Here is a 19201-nt window from a genome sequence, read left to right as displayed (position 1 = left end):
GCATGCCGAAGAACGATGCCCTCGACGCCTCCCCCGTCGCCCGGTTCGAGCAATCGCTGGACGAGCTGGAGCAGCTGGTCGAGAAGATGGAACAGGGCGAAATGAGCCTTGAGGATTCGCTGGCCGCCTACGAGCGCGGGGTCGGCCTGTACCGCCGCTGCCAGGGCGCGCTGGAGCAGGCCGAGCTGCGCGTGCGCCTGCTCTCCGACCCCGACCGTCCCGAGGACGCCCAGCCGTTCGGCGCCGACGATGGCGCCTGAGGTTTTCAGGCGCTGGGCCGCGCGCACCGAAGCCACCCTCGAACGCTTGCTCCCGGACGATGCCGCCGAGCCGCGGCGCCTGCACGCGGCCATGCGCCACGCCACCCTCGGCGGCGGCAAGCGCATGCGCCCGCTGCTGGTGTACGCCGCCGGCACCGCGCTGGGCGCGGACGAAACGCTGCTGGACGCCCCGGCCGCGGCGGTGGAACTGGTCCACGCCTATTCGCTGGTGCACGACGACCTGCCGGCGATGGACGACGACGACATGCGCCGCGGCCGTCCCACCGTGCACGTGGCCTTCGACGAGGCCACCGCGATCCTGGCCGGCGACGCGCTGCAGACCCTGGCCTTCGAGGCGCTGGCCGAGGCACAGGCGCCGGCCGCGCTGCGCGCGGCCTGGATGCAGGCACTGGCGCGCGCCTCCGGCGCGCGCGGCATGTGCGGCGGCCAGGCCCTGGACATCGACGCCACCGGCAGCCAGCTGCCGCTGGAGGCGCTGCAGCGCATGCATTCGCTCAAGACCGGGGCGCTGATCCGCGCCGCGGTGCGCATGGGCGCGCTGGGCGCCGGCGCCGACGAGCCGACCCTGCAGCAGCTGGACCGCTACGCCGACGCGCTGGGCCTGGCCTTCCAGGTGCGCGACGACTTGCTGGACATCGAGGCCAGCAGCGAGACCCTGGGCAAGACCGCGGGCAAGGACGTGGCCCAGGCCAAGTCCACCTACCCCGCCCTGCTGGGCGTGGACGGCGCGCGCGCCAAGCTGGAGCAGCTGGCGCTGCAGATGCAGGCCGCGCTGGCCGGGCTGGGCGGCGGCAGCGACCTGCTGCAGGCGCTCGGCGAGCTGGCGGTGCGCCGCAACCACTGAAGGCCGCGCCATCGCAGGCCGGAAAAAGCAAAGGGCCCGGCGTTGCCGGGCCCTTTGCATTGGCGCTCGCGCGCCGGCGCTTACTTCACCAGGCGCAGGGTGAACGGATAGCGGTAGGCCTCGCCGCGGTTGGCGGCCATGGCGGCGATGATCGACAGCACGATCCAGCCCAGGGCCACGACCATCAGCAGCAGGAAGCCGATCAGCACCAGGGTCAGCACGCCCGAGACGACCGCGGCGATCAGCACGGTGATGTTGAAGTTCAGCGCTTCCTTGCCCTGGTCGTTGACGAAGGGCATGGTGTCCTTCTTGATCAGCCACACCACCAGCGGACCCAGCAGCGAGCCCAGCGGGATGACCAGGCCGATGAAGGTGGACAGGTGGGCGAACAGGCCCCACAGGCGCTCGTCGGCGCTCACCGCGGTGCTGTTGTAGTCGTTCATTCGTTTTTCCCCTGTAAGTAGTCGGAAAGGCACCGCACGGTGCAATGGGTGAAGCGGCCGAAGGATAGCAATCCGGGCCGGCCGCGCCCATCCTCCCGCCGCGCCGCGCGCGGCTCAGTCCCCGCCGGCCACGGTCATCTTCCCGACCAGGATCGGGCCGGTGCGGATGTGCGAGCGCGGGTCGACCTCGCTGCCCACTGCCTCGACCGCGGCGAACATCGTCCGCAGGTTGCCGGCGATGGTCAGCTCGTCCACCGGGAACGCGATCTGCCCGTCCTCCACCCAGAACCCGGCCGCGCCGCGCGAATAGTCGCCGGTCACCGGGTTGACGCCCTGCCCCATCAGCTCGGTGACCAGCAGGCCGCGGCCCATGCCGCGCAGCATGTCCTGCAGGGTGCCGGCGTTGGCCGAGACCTCCAGGTTGTGCACGCCGCCTGCGTTGCCGGTGGTCTGCAGGCCCAGCTTGCGCGCCGAGTAGCTGCCCAGCACGTAGCGGCGGAGCACGCCGTCGACCACCAGCGGGTTGTCGCGGGTGGCCACGCCGTCGGCGTCGAACGCGGCCGAGCGCAGGCCGTGCGGCAGCAACGGACGCTCATGGATCGACAGCCATTCCGGGAACAGGCGGGTGCCGACGCTGTCCAGCAGGAAGCTCGCCTTGCGGTACAGCGCGCCGCCGGAGACCGCGCCCAGCAGGTGGCCGACCAGCGAGCGGGCGACCTCGGCGGAGAACAGCACCGGGTATTCGCCGGTGGCCACGCTGCGCGGATCCAGGCGCGAGACCGCGCGCTCGGCGGCGCGGCGGCCGATCGCTGCCGGGCTTTCCAGGTCCTGGCGCGCCAGGCCGATGCTGTACCAGCCGTCGCGCTGCATCGCCTCGCCGTGCCCGGCGATCAGGGCCAGGCCCAGCGAATGCTGGGTCTCGCGCTCGCGGCCGACGAAGCCGTGGCTGTTGGCGTACACCGCCAGGCTCTCGCCGCTGCCGAAGGAGGCGCCATCGGAATTGGCCACGCGCGGGTCGGCCTCGCGCCCGGCGGCCTCGCAGGCCAAGGCCAGTTCCACCGCCTCGTCCGCGTCCAGCCGCCACGGGTGCCAGGTGTCCAGGTCGGGGAATTCGCGCGCCATCAGCTCCGGGTCGGCCAGGCCGGCGGCCTCGTCGTCCTCGGTGTGGCGGGCGATCGCGCAGGCCTGCTCGACCGTGGCCTCCAGGCTGGATTCGTGCAGGTCGGCGGTGCTGGCACTGCCCTTGCGCTTGCCGAAGTACACGGTCACGGCGATGCCGCGGTCGTTGGACGACTCCACCGTCTCCACCTCGCCCATGCGCACGGACACGTTGAGCCCGCGCTCCTCGCTGCAGCTGACCTCGGCCTGGCTGGCGCCCAGCGCGCGAGCGCGGGCCAGCAGCCGCTGCGAGATCTCGGCCAGGCGGTCCAGCCGCTGCTGGCTGTCGTCGTTGCGCACGATGTCGTTCACGTTCCCATCCTCAACAGGCAATCCGATAGTGTGCCGGGCCGCACCCGGCGCCGGCGATGCATGGCGCCGGTGGCCATGCGGGTAGAATCGCGCCCATCCGAACGAGCCCCCACCCCATGCGCGGACGCGACGAAGAAACCGGCGAATACCTTTCCCCCAGCCGCAGCCAGAAGCGCCGCGAAGCGCTGGGCGTGCTGGAGCTGGCCGAGAAGCTGGCCGGCCTGACCCCCACCCAGCTGTCGAAGCTGCCCATCCCCGAGGACCTGCTGCCGCACATCGAGCAGACCCGGAAGATCACCGCACACATCGCGCGCAAGCGCCAGCTGGCGTTCCTGGCCAAGCAGATGCGGCGCGAGGACGAGGCCGCGCTGGACGCGATCCGCGACGCGCTGGACGAGGACGGCGTGGCCGCGCGCCGCGAGGTGGCGCTGATGCACCGGGTGGAAGGCTGGCGCGAGCGGCTGCTGGAGGAAGGCGACGCCGCCCTCGGCCAGCTGCTGGACGAGCATCCGCACGCCGACCGCCAGCACCTGCGCACCCTGGTGCGCAACACGCTGGAGGAGCGCAAGCGCAACAAGCCGCCGCGCGCGTTCCGCGAGCTGTTCCGCGAACTGAAGGCGCTGCTGGGCGGCGCGGCCGCCGGCGAGGCGGCCGGGTACGGCGCGGACGCCGCGACCTCCGTCGACGACGAGCTCGAGTTCGACGACGCCGGCTTCGAGCCCGGCCAGGACGACTGACCGCGCCGCCACGCGCCTGCGTCCTGCATCGCCGGCCTCACGCGCGGGCCATCACGCCCGCGTCCCGCCGACGGTCAGGCCGTCGATCAGCAGCGAGGGCTGGCCGACGCCGACCGGCACGCTCTGCCCGTCCTTGCCACAGATGCCCACGCCCTCGTCCAGGGCCAGGTCGTGGCCGACCATGCGCACCTTCTGCATGGTCTCCGGGCCGTTGCCGATCAGGGTCGCGCCCTTGACCGGCGCGGTGACCTTGCCGTCCTCGATCAGGTAGGCCTCGGTCGCCGAGAACACGTACTTGCCGCTGGTGATGTCGACCTGGCCGCCGCCGAAATTGACCGCGTACAGGCCGCGCTTCACCGAGGCGATCATTTCCTGCGGATCGTGCCGGCCGGCGAGCATGTAGGTATTGGTCATGCGCGGCATCACCAGGTGCGCGAACGACTCGCGGCGGCCGTTGCCGGTCGGGGCCATGCCCATCAGCCGGGCATTGAGGCTGTCCTGCATGTAGCCGACCAGCACGCCGTCCTCGATCAGGGTGGTGCAGCGGGTGGGCTCGCCCTCGTCGTCGATGTTGAGCGAGCCGCGGCGGCCTTCCAGGGTGCCGTCGTCGACAATGGTCACGCCCGGGGCGGCCACGCGCTGGCCGATGCGGCCGGCGTAGGTCGAGGTGCCCTTGCGGTTGAAGTCGCCCTCCAGGCCGTGGCCGACCGCCTCGTGCAGCAGCACGCCCGGCCAGCCGGCGCCCAGCACCACCGGCATGGTGCCGGCCGGGGCGTCCACCGCCTCCAGGTTCACCAGGGCCTGGCGCAGGGCCTCGCGCGCCAGCCGCTCGGGGCGCCCGCCGGCGAACAGCTCCTCGTAGGAATAGCGCCCGCCGCCGCCGGCGTAGCCGGACTCGCGGCGGCCATTGTGCTCGACGATCACCTGCACGTTGAGCCGCACCAGCGGGCGCACGTCCGCGGCCAGCACGCCGTCGCTGCGCGCCACCAGCACGGTGTCCACGCCGCCGGACAGGCTGGCGGTGACCTGCTGCACGCGCGGGTCGGCGGCGCGCAGCAGGCGGTCCAGCGCGCGCAGCAGCTCGACCTTGTCCTCGTTGCGCATGCCGTCCACCGGGTCCAGCGCCGGGTACAGGGCGTGGCCGCCGCTGCGCACCAGCTGGCGCGGGGCGTGGGCGCGGCCGTCGCGGGCGATCGCCCGGGCCGAACCGGCGGCCAGGCGCAGGGCCTCGGCGTTGATGTCGTCCGAATAGGCGAAGCCGGTCTTCTCGCCGGAGATCGCGCGCACGCCAACGCCCTGCTCGATCGAGTGGGCACCGTCCTTGACGATGCCGTCCTCCACCGTCCAGCTCTCGCGGCGGCTGTGCTGGAAGTACAGGTCGCCGAAGTCGATGCCCGGCCCCAGCAGGGTGCCGAAGGCGCGGTCGAGGGCGGCGGGATCCAGCCCGCCGGGCTGCAGCAGGCGGGACTGGGCGAGGGTCAGGGAGGATTCGGTCATGGTGGCTGGATGGGGACGGTCGCCGGCCAGGGCAAGCCAGGGGTGTGCATGATGACACCTGGGCCCTGCACCGCCGATGTCCGGCGGCCACCCAGGCAGGTGGCCGCCGCGGACGGGGGCGGCCGGATCCGGCCTGGCGCCGGCGCTCAGCGGGCCAGGTCGGGACCCGCCGTGCCTGGCGCGGCGGGTTCGGGGGGCGTCGGCGCGCCACCGGCCGGCGCGCCCGCCGCCGGCTCGCGCTCCACCACCTCGACCCGGGGCTCCTTCCAGGGCCCGCTGACGTGGTAGGTGCGCGCGGCGATGCCGCCCAGCGGCCGGCCCAGCACGGCATTGGCCGCGGCGCCGACCGCCGCGCCCATCGGTCCGCCGGCGACCGCGCCGACCACGGTCAGCAGGTTGCCGGACTTGGGCTGGACGTCGATGGTCTGGTCGAACTGCTGCGCCACCAGGTCGGTGCGGCCGCGGATGCGGATCTCGGCGGCCGGGCCGTCGATCAGCATGTCCGGGGTGGCGGCATGGCCGCCGCCCACCTGCACCTGGCCTTCCAGGCGGTTGAACGCCAGGCCGCGGAAGAAGAAGTCGCGGAAGTCCAGCATCAGCCGCCGCGGCAGCTGGGCCACGCTCAGCAGGCCCAGCACGCGGCCGGCGCCGGGCTCGACCTCCAGCAGCTGGCCATTGCGCACGTCGATGCGCAGGTTGCCCTCCAGCGCGCCCAGGCTGAAACCGTCCGGCGGCCCGGGCCAGCCGGCCTGCAGGCGCAGGGTGCCCTCGCCGCGGGCGAGGAAGTCGGCATAACCCAGGGCCGAGACCAGCCGGCCCATGTCCTCGCTGCGCACGTCCACCTGCAGCCGGGTGCGTGCGTCGGCGCCGCGGCCGGTCCATTCGCCGCTGATGTCGGCCTGCTGCCAGTCGGCGCGCAGCTGCAGCCGCTCCAGGCGCATGCCGTCGGCCACCGGTGTGGTGCGCAGGCTGGCGCGGCCCAGGCGCGCGCCGCGGTAGCGCAGGTCCTCGACCTCGATCGCCAGCGGCGGTACCGCGGCCGGGTCGAAGCTTTCCGGCGCCGTTGGCTCCGGCGCCGCGGGCAGGTCCGCGGCAGGGTTGCCGGCAGCGGCCACGGACGCCGCAGCCGGCGTGGCGGCCCCGGCGGCGGTCGGACCAGGGTCGGCCGCGGGCGTGGTCTGCGCTGCCGCGGCGGCCGGCGCTTCCGCCTGCGCGCGCGCCACCGGCTGCCAGTGCAGCCGCGCGAAGCGGCCCTGCACCGGCTCGCCCGCCGCATCCGGCACCTGCAGGTGGCCGGCCAGGGCCGGGCCGTCCACCTCCACCGCCAGCATCCCGGCCCGCGGTTCCAGCTGCAGCCGGGTCTGCGCGAACTGCCCGCCCAGCAGGTACAGCTGCTGGGCCAGCACGTCGACCCGGCGCAGCGGCAGCCCGTCGCCGCCACCGCCGCGCGCCAGGCCAATCCATTCCAGCGCATCCAGCTCGGCGGTGTGGCCGCCGATGGCCATGCCGCTGGCCGGCGGCTCGCCGGCGACCACGGCGCTGCCCAGGGTCACCATCACCCCGGTGGCGCCATTGTGCTGGCGCGCGCGCAGGGCCAGGCGCTGGCCGAAGGCCAGATCGATCGGGCCGCTGCCGAACGGCAGGCCCAGCTGCACCCGGGTCGGCAGGGTGGCCGGCGCCGGCTTGGCCAGTGGCGCGGGGAAGTCCAGGGTGGTTCCGGCCAGGTCCGAATCCAGCCGCAACCGTGCCGCCGGGGTGCCGGCCGGGGCATTGGCCGGCACCGCCAGGCCCAGGATCCAGGCGGAGCGGCCGTGCACGTAGGGGCGCATCCAGTCCAGCTCCGGGGCGCGCGCCAGCAGGCGGCTGGCATCCATCGGCGCGGCCAGCTCGGCCTCGAAGGCCTGCGCCGGGTCCTGCACGTGGCCGCGGCCGGCGCGCAGCGACAGGCGCCCGGGCTGGCCTTCGTAGGCGACCGCAAGGTCCCCGGCGGTAAAGCCGTTGCCGTCGTAGCGGACCTCGCCGCGCACGCCGTCGAAGGCCAGGTTCCAGCGCTTCTCCACCAGCCGGGTGCCGGCCAGTTCGACGCTGCCGGACAGGCGCCCGGGCTGGTCGTGCTTCAGCGGCAGGTTGAGCGCGAAGCTGGCCCGCGCCGGGCCGGAGGCCTGCAGGTTGTCCAGGGTCTCGGCCTGGGCCTCGTACAGCGGGCTGGCGCGCAGCAGCTCGACGAAGCGGCCGGCGTCGGCGCGGGCGCTGGCGCGCACCAGCAACGGCGCGTCGCCGTAGTCGGCGATCCCCGCCTCGAAGCGCTCCACCGGCACCCCGCCTAGTTCGCCGCTGCCGCGCACCTGGAAGCCGTTGCCGACAAAGGCAACCTCGGCCTGGGTCGATTCCAGCGCCGGCCATTCGGCCTGGAAGCGGAAACGGCCGCCCTCGATCCGCCCGCGCGCGTCGAACAGGCCGTTGTCGTGCACGAACGGCCAGTCATCCAGGTCGCCGGCCACCAGCGCGCGGCCATCGCGCACCACGCCGTCCTCCAGGGCCATGTCCAGCCACTGCACCGCCGCCGGCGGCATCGACTGGCGCAGCCAGAACTTCTTGGCCGCCGGCACCGCGGCATCGTCCAGTTCGGCGGCCACGTCCATCCACGGCCGGGTGCCATCGCCCTGGAAGTGCAGGCCGCCGCGCAGGCGCGCGCCGTAGTCGCTGGCGCGGATCGCCAGGTCCGGGGTGGCGACCTGCCAGCCCGGGCCTTCGCGCCAGGCCAGCAGGTGGCCGTCCAGGCGCACCTCGTGGGCCACGCCGAAGCCGCCCGGCCAGTCCAGGCGCAGCGGGGTGGCGGGGTCCAGCGCCAGGTGGATGGCCTGGGCATCGCCCTCGAAGCTGCCGGACAGGCCTTCCAGGCCGGGGGCGCGGCCGACCGGGGCGAAGCCCAGGCCTTCCAGCCGGCCCTGCAGGCGCAGCGCGCCGCCGCGCTCGCCGGCCAGCTCCAGCGCGGCCAGGCGCGCATGCGGCGCCGCTTCCAGCAGCCAGGCGCGGCGTTCCGGTGGCAGGCGGTCGGACAACGCGGCCAGCGCCAGCAGCGGCCCCAGCTCGACCTCGTCCACCCGCAGCGCGTACTGCTGGCCGCCGGCCAGCACCAGCCCGTCCAGCCGCTGCGCGCCGCCGGGCATCTCCAGGTGCAGGTGCGGCGCGTCCAGGCGCCAGCCGCCGGCCACCAGCCGCCAGGTCAGCTGTCCGGACAGCCCGGCCAGCTGCTGCAGCGGACGGCCGAGGCCTTCCAGCGGGGCTCCGGCCAGCTCCACGCCGCGCAGCTCGAACTGGCTGGTCGCCAGCACCACGCGGCGGCCGCGCAGTTCGGCCCAGGCCTGGACCTTGCCGCTGCCGGCCTGCGGGGTGATCCCGGCCTGGCCCAGCAACGGCGCCCAGGCGGCCAGGTCGGCCGCGTCCAGCTGCGCCCAGGCGCGGCCATCGCCGCGGCTGCGCTCGAACTCCAGGGCCAGGGCCAGCGGCTCGGCCTGCGGATCGATCCAGCTGCGGGCACCGGCGCGGACCCGCGCGCCGTCGACGCGCAGGCGCAGGTCGATGCGCGGGATGCGCAGCTGCAGGCCCAGCTGCGGCGCCTCGACGTCGAGGCGGCCGCCAATCACCTGCAGCTCGCCCAGCCCTTCCAGGTACTGCAGCGGATCGGCCTGGGGCGCGCCGTCGGCCAGCGGCAGGCCGCGGATCGCCCAGCGGCCATCGTCTTCGCGGCGCAGGGCCAGGGCCGGGCCGCGCAGGCGCAGCTCGGTGAAGGAACGGCCCGGGAGCAGGCCGGCGTACAGCGAGACCAGCACCTCGGCCTGGCCGACCTGCACGCCGCCGCCGTCGGCGCCGCCGCCGATGCGCAGGCCATCCAGGTGCAGCAGCGGGCCGCGCCGGGTCCAGCGCGTGCGCACCTGGTCGAACTGCACCGGGCGGCCGGCCTTCTCGCTGAGCCAGGCCGCCACCTTGTCCGGATGGCGCTCGGCCAGCGGCAGCAGCTGGCTGGTGGTGCCGACCGCCAGCGCCACCGCGATCAGCAGCACGGCCGCCAGGTATCCGGCCCAGCGGCGCACCCGGCGCAGGCGGTGGCGCGACAGCACGGTGGTCACCGTCCGCGGGTCCGGCGGGCGCGCAAGCGCGCCGCGGCAACGGCCAGCGCCGCCCCCGTCCCGTCGCTGCCCGTCCTGGCCGTTATCGTCCCTGGGGTCCGCGCCTCAGAGCAGGACCACATCGAACTGCTCCTGCAGGTACTGCTCGTCCGCCTGGAAGCGGATGCTCTTGCCGAGGAATTCCTCCAGCTCGGCCACCGCCGCCGATTCCTCCTCGGTGATCCGCGCCACCACCTTGGGCGAGGCGATCACCAGCAGGCGCGCGGCCTCGAACTGGCGCACGGCGCGGGTGATCTCGCGGAAGATCTCGTAGGTCACCGTCTCGGCGGTCTTCACCGTGCCGCGCCCGCCGCACTGCGGACAGGTCTCCGACAGCTGCCGCTCCAGGCTCTCGACCGTGCGCTTGCGGGTCATCTCGACCAGGCCCAGCGGCGAGAAGTCGTACACCGTGGTCTTGGCGTGGTCGCGCGCCAGCGACTTCTCCAGCGTGCGCAGCACCTGGCGGCGGTGCTCCGGGTCGGTCATGTCGATGAAGTCGATGATGATGATCCCGCCCAGGTTGCGCAGGCGCAGCTGGCGGGCCACCGCCTGCGCGGCCTCCAGGTTGGTGCGGTACACCGTCTCCTCGAGGTTGCGCTGGCCGAGGAACGAGCCGGTGTTGACGTCGATGGTGGTCATCGCCTCGGTCTGGTCGATGACCAGGTAGCCGCCGGACTTCAGCGGCACCTGCTTGTCCAGGGCGCGTCCGATCTCGTCCTCGACCCCGTACAGGTCGAAGATCGGGCGGTCGCCGGAATACAGCTCCAGCTTCTCGGCCAGCACCGGCATGTACTTGGCGACGAAGGCCTGCAACCGGTCGTAGGTGTCGCGCGAGTCGACCCGCACCTTTTCCACGTCCTTGCGGATCAGGTCGCGCACCGAGCGCAGCGGCAGGCTCAGGTCCTCGTAGATGATCGAGCCGGCCGGGGCCTCGCGGCCGCGGCGCTCGACCACGTTCCATACCCGCGACAGGTAGGCGATGTCCTCGGCCAGGGCCTCGGCCGGCTGGCCCTCGGCGTTGGTGCGGATGATGTAGCCATGGCCGCCGTGGCTGGTGGCCAGGTCGGAAACAATGGTCTTCAGGCGCTGGCGCTCGGCCTCGTCCTCGATCCGCGCCGACACGCCCACCGTGCGCGACTGCGGCAGCAGCACCAGGTAGCGGCTGGGGATGCTGATCTGGGTGGTCAGGCGCGCGCCCTTGGTGCCGATCGGGTCCTTGACCACCTGGACCACGATCTCCTGGCCATCGCGCAGCAGCTCCACGATCGACGGCGGCGCCAGCGGCTGCGGCGGGGCGTCGTCGGACACCCCGGCGTCGACCGGGGCCGGCCGCACCACGTCGTTGGCGTGCAGGAACGCGGCCCGCTCCAGGCCGACCTCGACGAAGGCCGCCTGCATGCCGGGCATCACCCGCTGCACCCGCCCCTTGTAGATGTTGCCGACCACGCCGCGGCGCCAGCCGCGCTCGATGTGCAGTTCCTGCAGCATGCCGTTCTCGACCACGGCCACCCGGGTCTCGCGCGGCGTGACGTTGACCAGGATCTCCTCGGACATGCGCTCCTATCCTGCCATCGCGGCGCGGGCGCCGGCCGTGGTTGCGGGGCCGGCGGCCAGCAGCCGCGCGGTTTCGTGCAGGGGCAGGCCCATCACCCCGGAATGGCTGCCGGCCAGGTGCTCGACGAAGGCCTCGGCGCGGCCCTGGATGGCATAGGCCCCGGCCTTGCCCAGCGGCTCGCCGGTGGCGACGTAGGCGGCGATGGCCGCCTCGTCCAGCGCCGCGAAGCGCACCTGGGTGGTCGACAGCACCTCGCGCGCACCGGCGGCGTCGTGCACCACCACCGCCGACAGCACCTGGTGGGTGCGGCCGGACAGGCGCCGCAGCATGGCCGCCGCGTCGTCGGCGTCGGCCGGCTTGCCGAACACCTCCCCGTCCAGCACCACCTCGGTATCGGCGCCCAGCACCCGCGCGCCCGGCTCGGCGCATACCAGGGCCCAGCCGGCGGCGGCCTTGTCGCGGGCCACGCGGCGCACGTAATCGGCCGCCGGCTCGCCGGGGGTGCGCACTTCGGGCACGTCGACGTCGAGCAGGCGGTAGGAGAGGCCGAGGCGCTCGAGCAGTTCGGCCCGGCGCGGGGACTTGGAAGCCAGATAGAGCATTCGGAAAGGATAACCCGCGCCTGCCCGCTGAACGGTGTCCGATCGGCACCGGCGCCCCGCGACCCCGGAGCGGCTCACCGCGCGTTCATGCGTACAACCCGACCCTGCCGCCGTTCTTCACGCGGCCGGCGCGGCCCCATCCAAGGAGACCCATCGCATGCGCAACCTTTTCGCCTCCCTGCTCGCCCTCCCGCTGGCCCTGGCCATCGCCGCCCCGGCGGCGGCCCAGCAGGGGACGGTCCCGCCGTTGCCGGCCGACGCCACCCTGCTCTCGGTCCAGGCCCAGGCCCAGGCCAGCCAGGCCCCGGACATCGCCAGCGTGTCCGCCGGCGTGGTCACCCAGGCCGCCGACGGCAACGCCGCCATGCGCCAGAACGCCGAGCAGATGAACCGGGTGCTGGCCGCGCTCAAGGCCGCCGGCGTGGCCGAACGCGACATCCAGACCAGCGGCGTGAACCTGCACCCGCAGTACCGCTACGTGGAGAACCAGGCACCGGTGATCACCGGCTACCAGGCCAGCAACACGGTGGGCGTGAAGCTGCGCGACGTGGCCAGGATCGGCAAGGTGCTGGACGCACTGGTGGCCAACGGCGCCAACCAGATCAACGGCCCCAGCTTCGGCATCGACAAGCCCGAGCCGCTGTACGACCGGGCGCGGATCGAGGCACTGAAGCTGGCCCAGGCGCGCGCGGAAACCTATGCCAAGGCGCTGGGCCTGCGCGTGCGCCGGATCGTCAGCATCGGCGAGGGCGGCGCCGGCATGCCGGTGCCGATGCCGCGGATGGGGGCGATGAAGGCCGAGGCGTTCGACAGCACCCCGGTGGCCCCGGGCGAGAGCAGCGTCTCGGTGTCGCTGGACGTGGTGTTCGAGCTGGGCCGCTGAGTCCGGCGGCCACCGCGCCATAAAAAAAGGGCGCCCCTGGGGGCGCCCTCCCGCCACTGTCCCGGGGCGGTCAGAACTCGTACTGGACCGAGAAGGTCACCGTGCGCGGGGCCACGAACCCGGTCGGGAACTTGTAGCTGTAGACCCGGTCGCCGGCGCCGGTGTCCCAGTCATCGCGGACCCGGTAGTAGTCCTCGCGGTTGAACACGTTGTTGGCGACCAGGCCGAACGACAGGCCCTCCGCCCAGCGCGGCTCGTAGTCCAGGCGCAGGTCCACGATCTTCACCCACGGCACGCGGCCGGACGTACCGCGCGGATGCAGGCCGTCCTCGTACGAGACCGGGACGCTGGTGCCCTCGCCGCAGTAGAACGAGGCCACGCCGTACAGCGGGGCAACCGGGTCCGGGCCATCGCCCGGGTACACGCCGAAGCAGTTGATCGGGCGGCCGCTCTGCGCCAGCAGGCTGGCGCCCAGGCGCAGCTCGTCGGTCAGCTGGTAGGCGCCGAACAGCTTGAAGCTGTGCCGGCGGTCGTTGGGCAGGTAGCCGAACGAGCCGTCCATCAGGCCGGGGTAGTCGAAGTCCTGGGTGATGCCGGCATCGTCCTGGCCGTTGTCCGACTTCACGTAGCCCTCGGTGTTGCCCTTGCTCTTGGCATAGGTGTACGAGGCCGACAGGAACCACTTGCCGTCCCAGGCGCGGTCCAGCATCAGCTCCAGGGCGGTGTAGGTGCGGCGGGCCTCCGGCAGGCCGATGGCCTCGGCCGGGATGTCCACCCGGGTCAGGGTGCCGGTGCCGTCCAGGTCGACGTTGGCCGACAGGGCCTTGCCGGGGTTGGTCAGGAAGCAGTGCTCCAGGGCCCCGTAGATGGCCTCGGCCTGTTCTTCCGAATAGCCGTTGGCCAGCGCCCAGTTGGCGGCGCCATCGCCGGTGCAGATGTCGTCCATGCCCGACTGCAGTTCGCGGCGGATGGCGCGGAAGCCGGCGGTCCAGTTCGGGGCGAAGGTGAACTGGGTGCCGATGATGTACTCGTCCTGGTACATCGGGTCGAGGTTGTTGTCGACCACGGTCCGCGGGTCCGGGATCTCGCCGGTGGACGTGTAGTTGCGCGGGCCCACCTGCTCGCCCAGCACCGGGATGCCGGTCGCCGGGTCGATGCCGGTGAAGGTGTACCACTCGGTGTAGTCCAGCTCCGGGCCGGCCAGGCGCACGTTGGTGTTGGCGTACACCGGGATGTAGTAGCGGCCGGCGTTACCGAACACCTTCAGGCCGGAGTCGCCGTTCACGTCCCAGGAGAAGCCCAGGCGCGGCGCCCAGGTGTCCTCGATGTCGATGAAGGTGCCGCCCTCGGAGTTGAGGTTCTCGAAGCCCTCGTTGCGGATGCCCAGGTAGGCCATGAAGTTGTCGGTGACCTGCCAGGTGTCCTCGACGTACCAGGCATTGTTCTTGGTCAGGTAGGTGCCGCCGTTGCCGATGTAGCGGAAGCGGACCAGTTCGGTGACGCCGGGCGGCACGATCACCCCGGGCGCGGCGGTGGAGCCGGGCGTTCCGTTGACGTAGCGCCAGGACGCGCCGCCGGAGTACTCGCTGCCGTCGACCGTCTCGAATTCCTCGCGGTCCAGGCCGAAGCGCAGGGTGTGGTCGCCCAGCACCCACTCGCCGTCCACGCGCCAGGCCTTGCGCACGTCGCCGGCGTCCGGCACGCCGCGGAAGGTGTCGATCCAGCAGCCGGCCACGCCCACCGGCGCGGTGCCGGAGGAACGCACGTCGACCACCACCGGGCAGCCCTCGGCGTTGGTGTTGGTATTGAAGCGCGAGTACTCGCCGCGGCCGTACAGCGCCGACAGGGTGAAGGTGTCGGTGAGGTAGCCGGTCCACTTGCCGATGTAGTTCTCGCCGCCCTCCTCGGCGCGGAAGGTACCGATCGGGGTGCCGCCGCCGATGGTCAGGTCGCCCGGCTCGCGCTGGTAGGTGGTGCCCTTGATCTTGTTCTTGTCGCTGAAGGCGGTCAGCTCGAGGCGGTGGCTGTCGTTGATGTACCAGTCCAGCTTGACCAGGCCCTGCGGCGAGTCTTCCTTGGAGCGGTCGCTGCCGTTCTCGTAGTTCAGGACCTCGGTGTCGTCCTTGCCCTGGAACAGGCCGAAGAAGAACAGCCGGTCCTTGATCAGCGGACCGCCGCCGTAGAGGTTGTAGACGAAGGAATCGGTCTTGGAGCCGGTGTCGACGATGCGGTAGGTGCCCGAGCGGGTCGGGTCGTAGGCGAAGGGCGTGCCCTTGGCCAGCGAGTCCGGGCTCCAGAACAGACTCACGCCGCCCTTCCACTCGTTGGTGCCCTGCTTGGTGGTGACGTTGATGACGCCACCGAGGGAACGGCCGAACTCGGCGCCGTAGCCGCCGGTCTTCATCTGCTGTTCCTGCACCGCCTCGAACGGCACCTGGTTGAAGGCGGTGCCGGTGACGATGTTGGTCACGTTGAAGCCGTTGACGTAGTACACGTTCTCGGCCACGGAGGAACCGCCGAACGAGGCCAGGTTGCCGAAGCGGTTGTCGCCGCGCACCGTGCCCGGCGCCAGCAGGGCCACGTCGGTGGCGTTGCGGCGCACCGGCAGGCGGTCCAGCTGGGCCTCGGTCAGGATCGTCACCGACTCCACCGAGGACACGTCGATCGGGTTGACCGCGCCGGCGAAGCCGCGCACCTCCACCGCGTCCAGCGCCGTCGCCGAGGAACTGGCCGCGGCGACGAAGGAGACGTTGGAGCCGCTACCGCTGCTGACCCGCACCACGCGCTCGTTCACTTCCCCGGACGGCGAGGTGCGGATCACCCGGTACTCGCCCGCGGGGATGGCCGACAGGCGGAAGCTGCCGTCGCCACCCACGGTGATCTGCCGGGTAAAGCCGGTCTGGGTGTTGACGATCTGGACCGTGTCGCCGCTTTCCGCCTGGCCGAAGACCGAGCCGGCGGTATTGGACTGCGCGTGGACGGTGCCTGCGAAACACAGGCCAAGCGCGATACTGAGCGCGGTCCGCCTTATTCCCCTGGAGCAATGGAAGCGATTGGATTCAGTCACAGCTGCAGCCTCTTGATGGATGGAAACTGGACTTGCGCCCGAAGGCTTTCTTACCGGACGGAAAACGCCCGGTTAACCGCGATGTAACGGTGTTTTTGCGCAAGGAATCAAGTCAGATGAAACGACCTGGTTCTCACTTTGCGGAACCGTTCGGATAAATCGATTCGCACTCGCGCATTCAACAAAGTCATCGGATCGTGAAGTCGCGAAGCCCGTCACGCGCGCGCACGTCTGGCGTCACCATTTGATTCGCCGCATACAAACCTGAAGCACTGGCCCGTGGGCGCCTGCAGCTGCCTTGGCGTCCCGACGTAACCCGCGCATACGCATATATATGCGTGGCCATCGTCCGCTCGCAGCGCCGGCGACGCACTCGCGCATCCCCCGGGCAGATCCGGAGGCTTCCCTCGACGCGCGACACCGGCCACCTCCCCGTTCCCGCGTGCCCTGCCCCGGGTGCACCCTGGCATGCCCTCCGCAAGCCGTGCCGCCGCATGTCGCAGGGCAGCGTGGCGCGATCCGGCATCGGCTTTCCGTCGCGTCCAGCGCATCCGCCCCGCACACAAAAAAGAACCGGCGCCCGAAGGCGCCGGTTCCGGTCACGCACGATCGGTGTGGATCAGAACGAGTAGCGCACGCCCAGATAGGCACGGCGCGGCTCGACCCAGTCGTTGGCCTGGCCGAAGTTGTACACGCCGTTGCCGTCGACCAGGGCCATGTGGCTGGTGGCCGACTGCTTGTTGAGGATGTTGAAGACGTCGACGAAGAACTCCAGCTGTCCGACCTGCAGCGGCTTGACGTACTTGGCGCGCACGTCGAGCGTGTAGTACGACGGGCCGGTCTCGGCGCCGATGCTGCCGGGCAGCACCCAGGTGTCGAACACGCCGTCGTACTCGTACTCGTCGCCCATCACCGGCAGGTAGCGGCCGGAGATCAGCTGCGAGCGGCTGTAGATCAGGCCGCTGTTCCAGTTGAACACCGCGCTCAGCTCCAGGCCGAAATCGAACTCGTACGAGCCGAAGGCCTTGAACTGGTGCTCGATGTTGCCCGGCTGCCGGCCCCACATGTTGGGGGCGCGCGGGTCGATGGCCAGCCAGTCGCCCTGGAAGTCCGCGTTGGAGTCGGAGTTGGTGTTGCCGTGGGCGTCGTTGTAGGTGTACGACAGCATGCCCTGCCAGTTGTTGCTCTTGAACTTCTGCAGGGTGATCTCCAGGCCCTGGTACTCGCGCTTGCCGCCGGCCAGCGTGGCGATCACGTAGTTCGAGTTCGGGGCGCCGTCGTAGCCGAAGTACGAGTACGGCAGGTAGAACGTCGGCGAACCCGGGCCGGCCACGCCGTGGTCGCCGCGCTCGACCGTCGGGTCGGAGTACAGCGCCAGGTCGTAGTCCTCGAGGATGTCCTTGGTGGTGCGCCGGGTGAAGGTCACCGACAGGCTCATGTCGGTGCCGATCGTGTGCGACACGCCCACCATGAACTCATCGGTATACGGCGTCTTGGTCGACGGCGCGAACAGCGCGTCCGGGGTCTTCTCGCCACCACGCACGCGATAGGTCAGCCAGCGGTCGCCGATGTAGATCTGCTCGTGCAGCTCCGGGCCGGTCAGGTTGCCGGCGAAGTCGGCCATGTTGGTGCGGATCGGGTCGTAGTACCGGCCGTAGAAGCCGAACAGCTTGGAACGGGCGTCGCCGAAGATGTCGTACACCACGCTCAGGCGCGGGGCGAACTCCCAGTCGAACTTCGCGGACTCGCCGCCCTTGGAGTCGTAGTGGGTCCACTCCTCGGCGCGCACGCCGGCGTTGACCGTCCACTGGTCCTTGGTCCAGGTGTCCTGCAGGTAGAAGGTCTTGCCCTTGCTCTTCACCGTGTACGGCGCGGCGGCGGCCTCGATGATGCGGTAGTTGTTCACCTGGCCGGTCGGGTTGCCCGCGGTGCTGGTGAACTGGTACGCGTACAGCTCGGCCTGCGACACCTCGCCGTCGCCGTTGGTGTCCAGGGCGCTGATGAAGTACGCGCGGTCGGCGGCGGTGGAGTTGCCGACGCGGCCGGTGTCGGACAGCAGGCGGGAAACATCGCTGCTGGAGATCGAGCGGGTGCCCGACCAGCCCGGGCCGATGAAGTCGGCGAAGCTCACGCCGGCGTTGGCCGCGGCGATGGAGGCGTAGCGCGCGCGGTCCGGGCCGGTGATGATCGAGTCCTCGAAGTACTCGTTCTCCGAGTAGGACACGCCGCCCTTGATGGTGTGGGTACCGAAGGCGGTGTCCAGGAAGTACTCCAGGCTCAGGCCGAACTCGTCGCGGTTGCGCTCGGTGATCAGCGCGGTGCCGCCGCCGCCCTGCTGGCGCTCGGCCAGGCTGGCCGGCGAGTTGAAGTAGGCGACGTCGTTGCGCGACTGGTCCTGCACCGCCGGGATGTCGGACAGCTCGCCCTCGTGGGTGAAGCCGTAGACGTTCAGCAGCAGGTTGCCCCAGTCGCGGCTGTACTCCAGCTTGTAGTTGTCGCCGCCCTGCTCGCGGGCCACGTCGCGGTTGTTGAGGGTGGTCGCGTTGCGCGAACCGCTGATATCGGTCGGGTCGTTGAAGAAGGTGGCGACCAGGCGGTCGTTCTCGGTGATCTGCCAGGTGGTCTTGAAGAACGCGTAGCGCGCGTCGCTCTCCACCGTGCGCATCGCGGTGCGCGTGGTCGGGTCAAGCACGTCGTCTTCGCGGTACTTCTTCTGGTACGAGGCGAAGAACCACAGCTTCTCCTTGACGATCGGGCCGCCCAGGGTGAAGGCGGTGTCGTAGGTGGAGAAGCCGCTGGACTCGCCGTGTTTGTCCTTGGCGACCAGGTTGTCGTTCTGCAGGTAGTAGTTGACCGAGCCGTGCCACTCGTCGCTACCGGACTTGGTGATCACCTTGGAGATCAGGCCCGAGCCGCCGGCGTACTCGGCGGGCACGCCGCCGGTGATGACCTGCTGCTCCTGGATGATCTCGGAGTTGAAGTTCGAACCGAAGGTGCCGGTGTTGTTGTCGGTGACGTCGACGCCGTCGATCAGGTAGACGTTGTCGGAGGAGCTGCCGCTGGCGCCGCCGATGTCGCTGTAGTTGACGCCGGACTTGGACGAAGGGTTGCCGCCGGGGCTGGGCTTCACGCCCGGGACCAGCTGCAGGTAGCTCTGGTAGCTGCGGCCGGTGGGCAGCGATTCCACCATCTGCAGGGTCAGCGTGGTGCCCACGGTGGCCGAGGTGGTGTCGATGGCCGCCAGCGAGGCGCCGGTAACGACGATCGCGTCGAGGGTGGTGGCATCGCCGGCGGTGCGGCCGCCGCCGCCCAGACTGTAACCCAGGCTGAGGTTGCGGCCGGAAACCACCGCCACGTTGGACGCGGTGTAGTCCTCGTAGCCGGCCGCGGAAATCACCACGGTGTAGTTGGTCGCCGGGTCGAGGCCCTGCAGGCGCACGGTGCCGTCATCGCCGGTGACGCCGCTCTTGCTGACGAGACTGTCAGGAGAACTGACCCGCACGGTTGCACCGGCAACCGGTTGCCCGTCAGCACCGGTGATGCTGATACGCAAGCTGCCGGGATCGGCGGCCCAGGCGGCGCCGGCAATGCACATGCCCAGCGCGAGGCTGAGCATGCTTCGCTTGATGTTCTTCACACAACGGGAGCTTTTC

General features: G+C 71.4%; 12 protein-coding genes. 4 read left to right on the top strand and 8 right to left on the bottom strand.

Annotation, left to right across the window (positions count from 1 at the left end; translation table 11 throughout):
- Nucleotides 1–2 precede the first annotated feature (2 nt).
- Together PSEJ31_RS0111860 and PSEJ31_RS0111855 are read left to right on the top strand one after the other, a co-directional pair.
- A complete protein-coding gene (locus PSEJ31_RS0111860; protein ID WP_019397496.1) occupies nt 3–260 on the top strand; it encodes an exodeoxyribonuclease VII small subunit in 258 nt (85 codons plus the stop codon).
- Nucleotides 250–1125, top strand: coding sequence for a farnesyl diphosphate synthase (locus tag PSEJ31_RS0111855; RefSeq protein WP_028915567.1), 876 nt, complete (start codon nt 250–252; stop codon nt 1123–1125). The genes PSEJ31_RS0111860 and PSEJ31_RS0111855 overlap by 11 nt, the downstream gene beginning before the upstream one ends.
- 80 nt (nt 1126–1205) lie before the next feature.
- Here the strand turns inward: PSEJ31_RS0111855 and PSEJ31_RS0111850 are convergent, their stop codons facing one another.
- Entirely contained in the window at nt 1206–1568 is a 363-nt protein-coding gene (locus PSEJ31_RS0111850; RefSeq protein ID WP_019397498.1) for a DUF4870 domain-containing protein, read from the bottom strand.
- Nucleotides 1569–1682: 114 nt separating this feature from the next.
- Nucleotides 1683–3038: a metalloprotease PmbA gene (gene pmbA / locus PSEJ31_RS0111845; protein ID WP_028915566.1), complete on the bottom strand. Its 1356-nt coding sequence runs from the start codon at nt 3036–3038 to the stop codon at nt 1683–1685.
- 116 nt (nt 3039–3154) lie between these two features.
- Between pmbA and yjgA the strand changes: the two genes are divergently transcribed.
- Nucleotides 3155–3775, top strand: a complete 621-nt coding sequence (yjgA, locus tag PSEJ31_RS0111840; RefSeq protein ID WP_028915565.1) for a ribosome biogenesis factor YjgA — start codon at nt 3155–3157, stop codon at nt 3773–3775.
- Nucleotides 3776–3826: 51 nt separating this feature from the next.
- Here the strand turns inward: yjgA and tldD are convergent, their stop codons facing one another.
- From tldD to PSEJ31_RS0111820, 4 genes are all read right to left on the bottom strand, one after another.
- Entirely contained in the window at nt 3827–5272 is a 1446-nt protein-coding gene (gene tldD, locus PSEJ31_RS0111835; protein WP_019397501.1) for a metalloprotease TldD, read from the bottom strand.
- A gap of 146 nt (nt 5273–5418) precedes the next feature.
- Entirely contained in the window at nt 5419–9402 is a 3984-nt protein-coding gene (locus PSEJ31_RS0111830; protein WP_028915564.1) for a YhdP family protein, read from the bottom strand.
- 105 nt (nt 9403–9507) lie between these two features.
- Nucleotides 9508–10995: a ribonuclease G gene (rng, locus tag PSEJ31_RS0111825; protein ID WP_028915563.1), complete on the bottom strand. Its 1488-nt coding sequence runs from the start codon at nt 10993–10995 to the stop codon at nt 9508–9510.
- Nucleotides 10996–11001: 6 nt separating this feature from the next.
- Complete coding sequence (locus tag PSEJ31_RS0111820; RefSeq protein WP_019399789.1) at nt 11002–11598, bottom strand: Maf family nucleotide pyrophosphatase; 597 nt, start codon at nt 11596–11598, stop codon at nt 11002–11004.
- Nucleotides 11599–11755: 157 nt separating this feature from the next.
- On the opposite strand from PSEJ31_RS0111820, the gene PSEJ31_RS0111815 reads away from it, so the two are divergent.
- The gene (locus PSEJ31_RS0111815; RefSeq protein ID WP_019399788.1) at nt 11756–12481 is read left to right on the top strand and encodes an SIMPL domain-containing protein; all 726 of its coding nucleotides are present in this window, start codon (nt 11756–11758) and stop codon (nt 12479–12481) included.
- 70 nt (nt 12482–12551) lie between these two features.
- On the opposite strand, the gene PSEJ31_RS0111810 is transcribed toward PSEJ31_RS0111815, so the two are convergent.
- The gene (locus PSEJ31_RS0111810) at nt 12552–15548 is read right to left on the bottom strand and encodes a TonB-dependent receptor (RefSeq protein WP_026010756.1); all 2997 of its coding nucleotides are present in this window, start codon (nt 15546–15548) and stop codon (nt 12552–12554) included.
- A 619-nt stretch (nt 15549–16167) separates the two neighbouring features.
- Entirely contained in the window at nt 16168–19164 is a 2997-nt protein-coding gene (locus tag PSEJ31_RS0111805) for a TonB-dependent receptor (RefSeq protein ID WP_050992248.1), read from the bottom strand.
- Between the last annotated feature and the right edge of the window lie 37 nt (nt 19165–19201).

It is taken from the genome of Pseudoxanthomonas sp. J31 (genome assembly GCF_000510725.1).
In the GTDB taxonomy this organism is placed as follows: Bacteria; Pseudomonadota; Gammaproteobacteria; order Xanthomonadales; family Xanthomonadaceae; genus Pseudoxanthomonas.
This window is presented reverse-complemented; position numbering and strand designations above follow the sequence as displayed.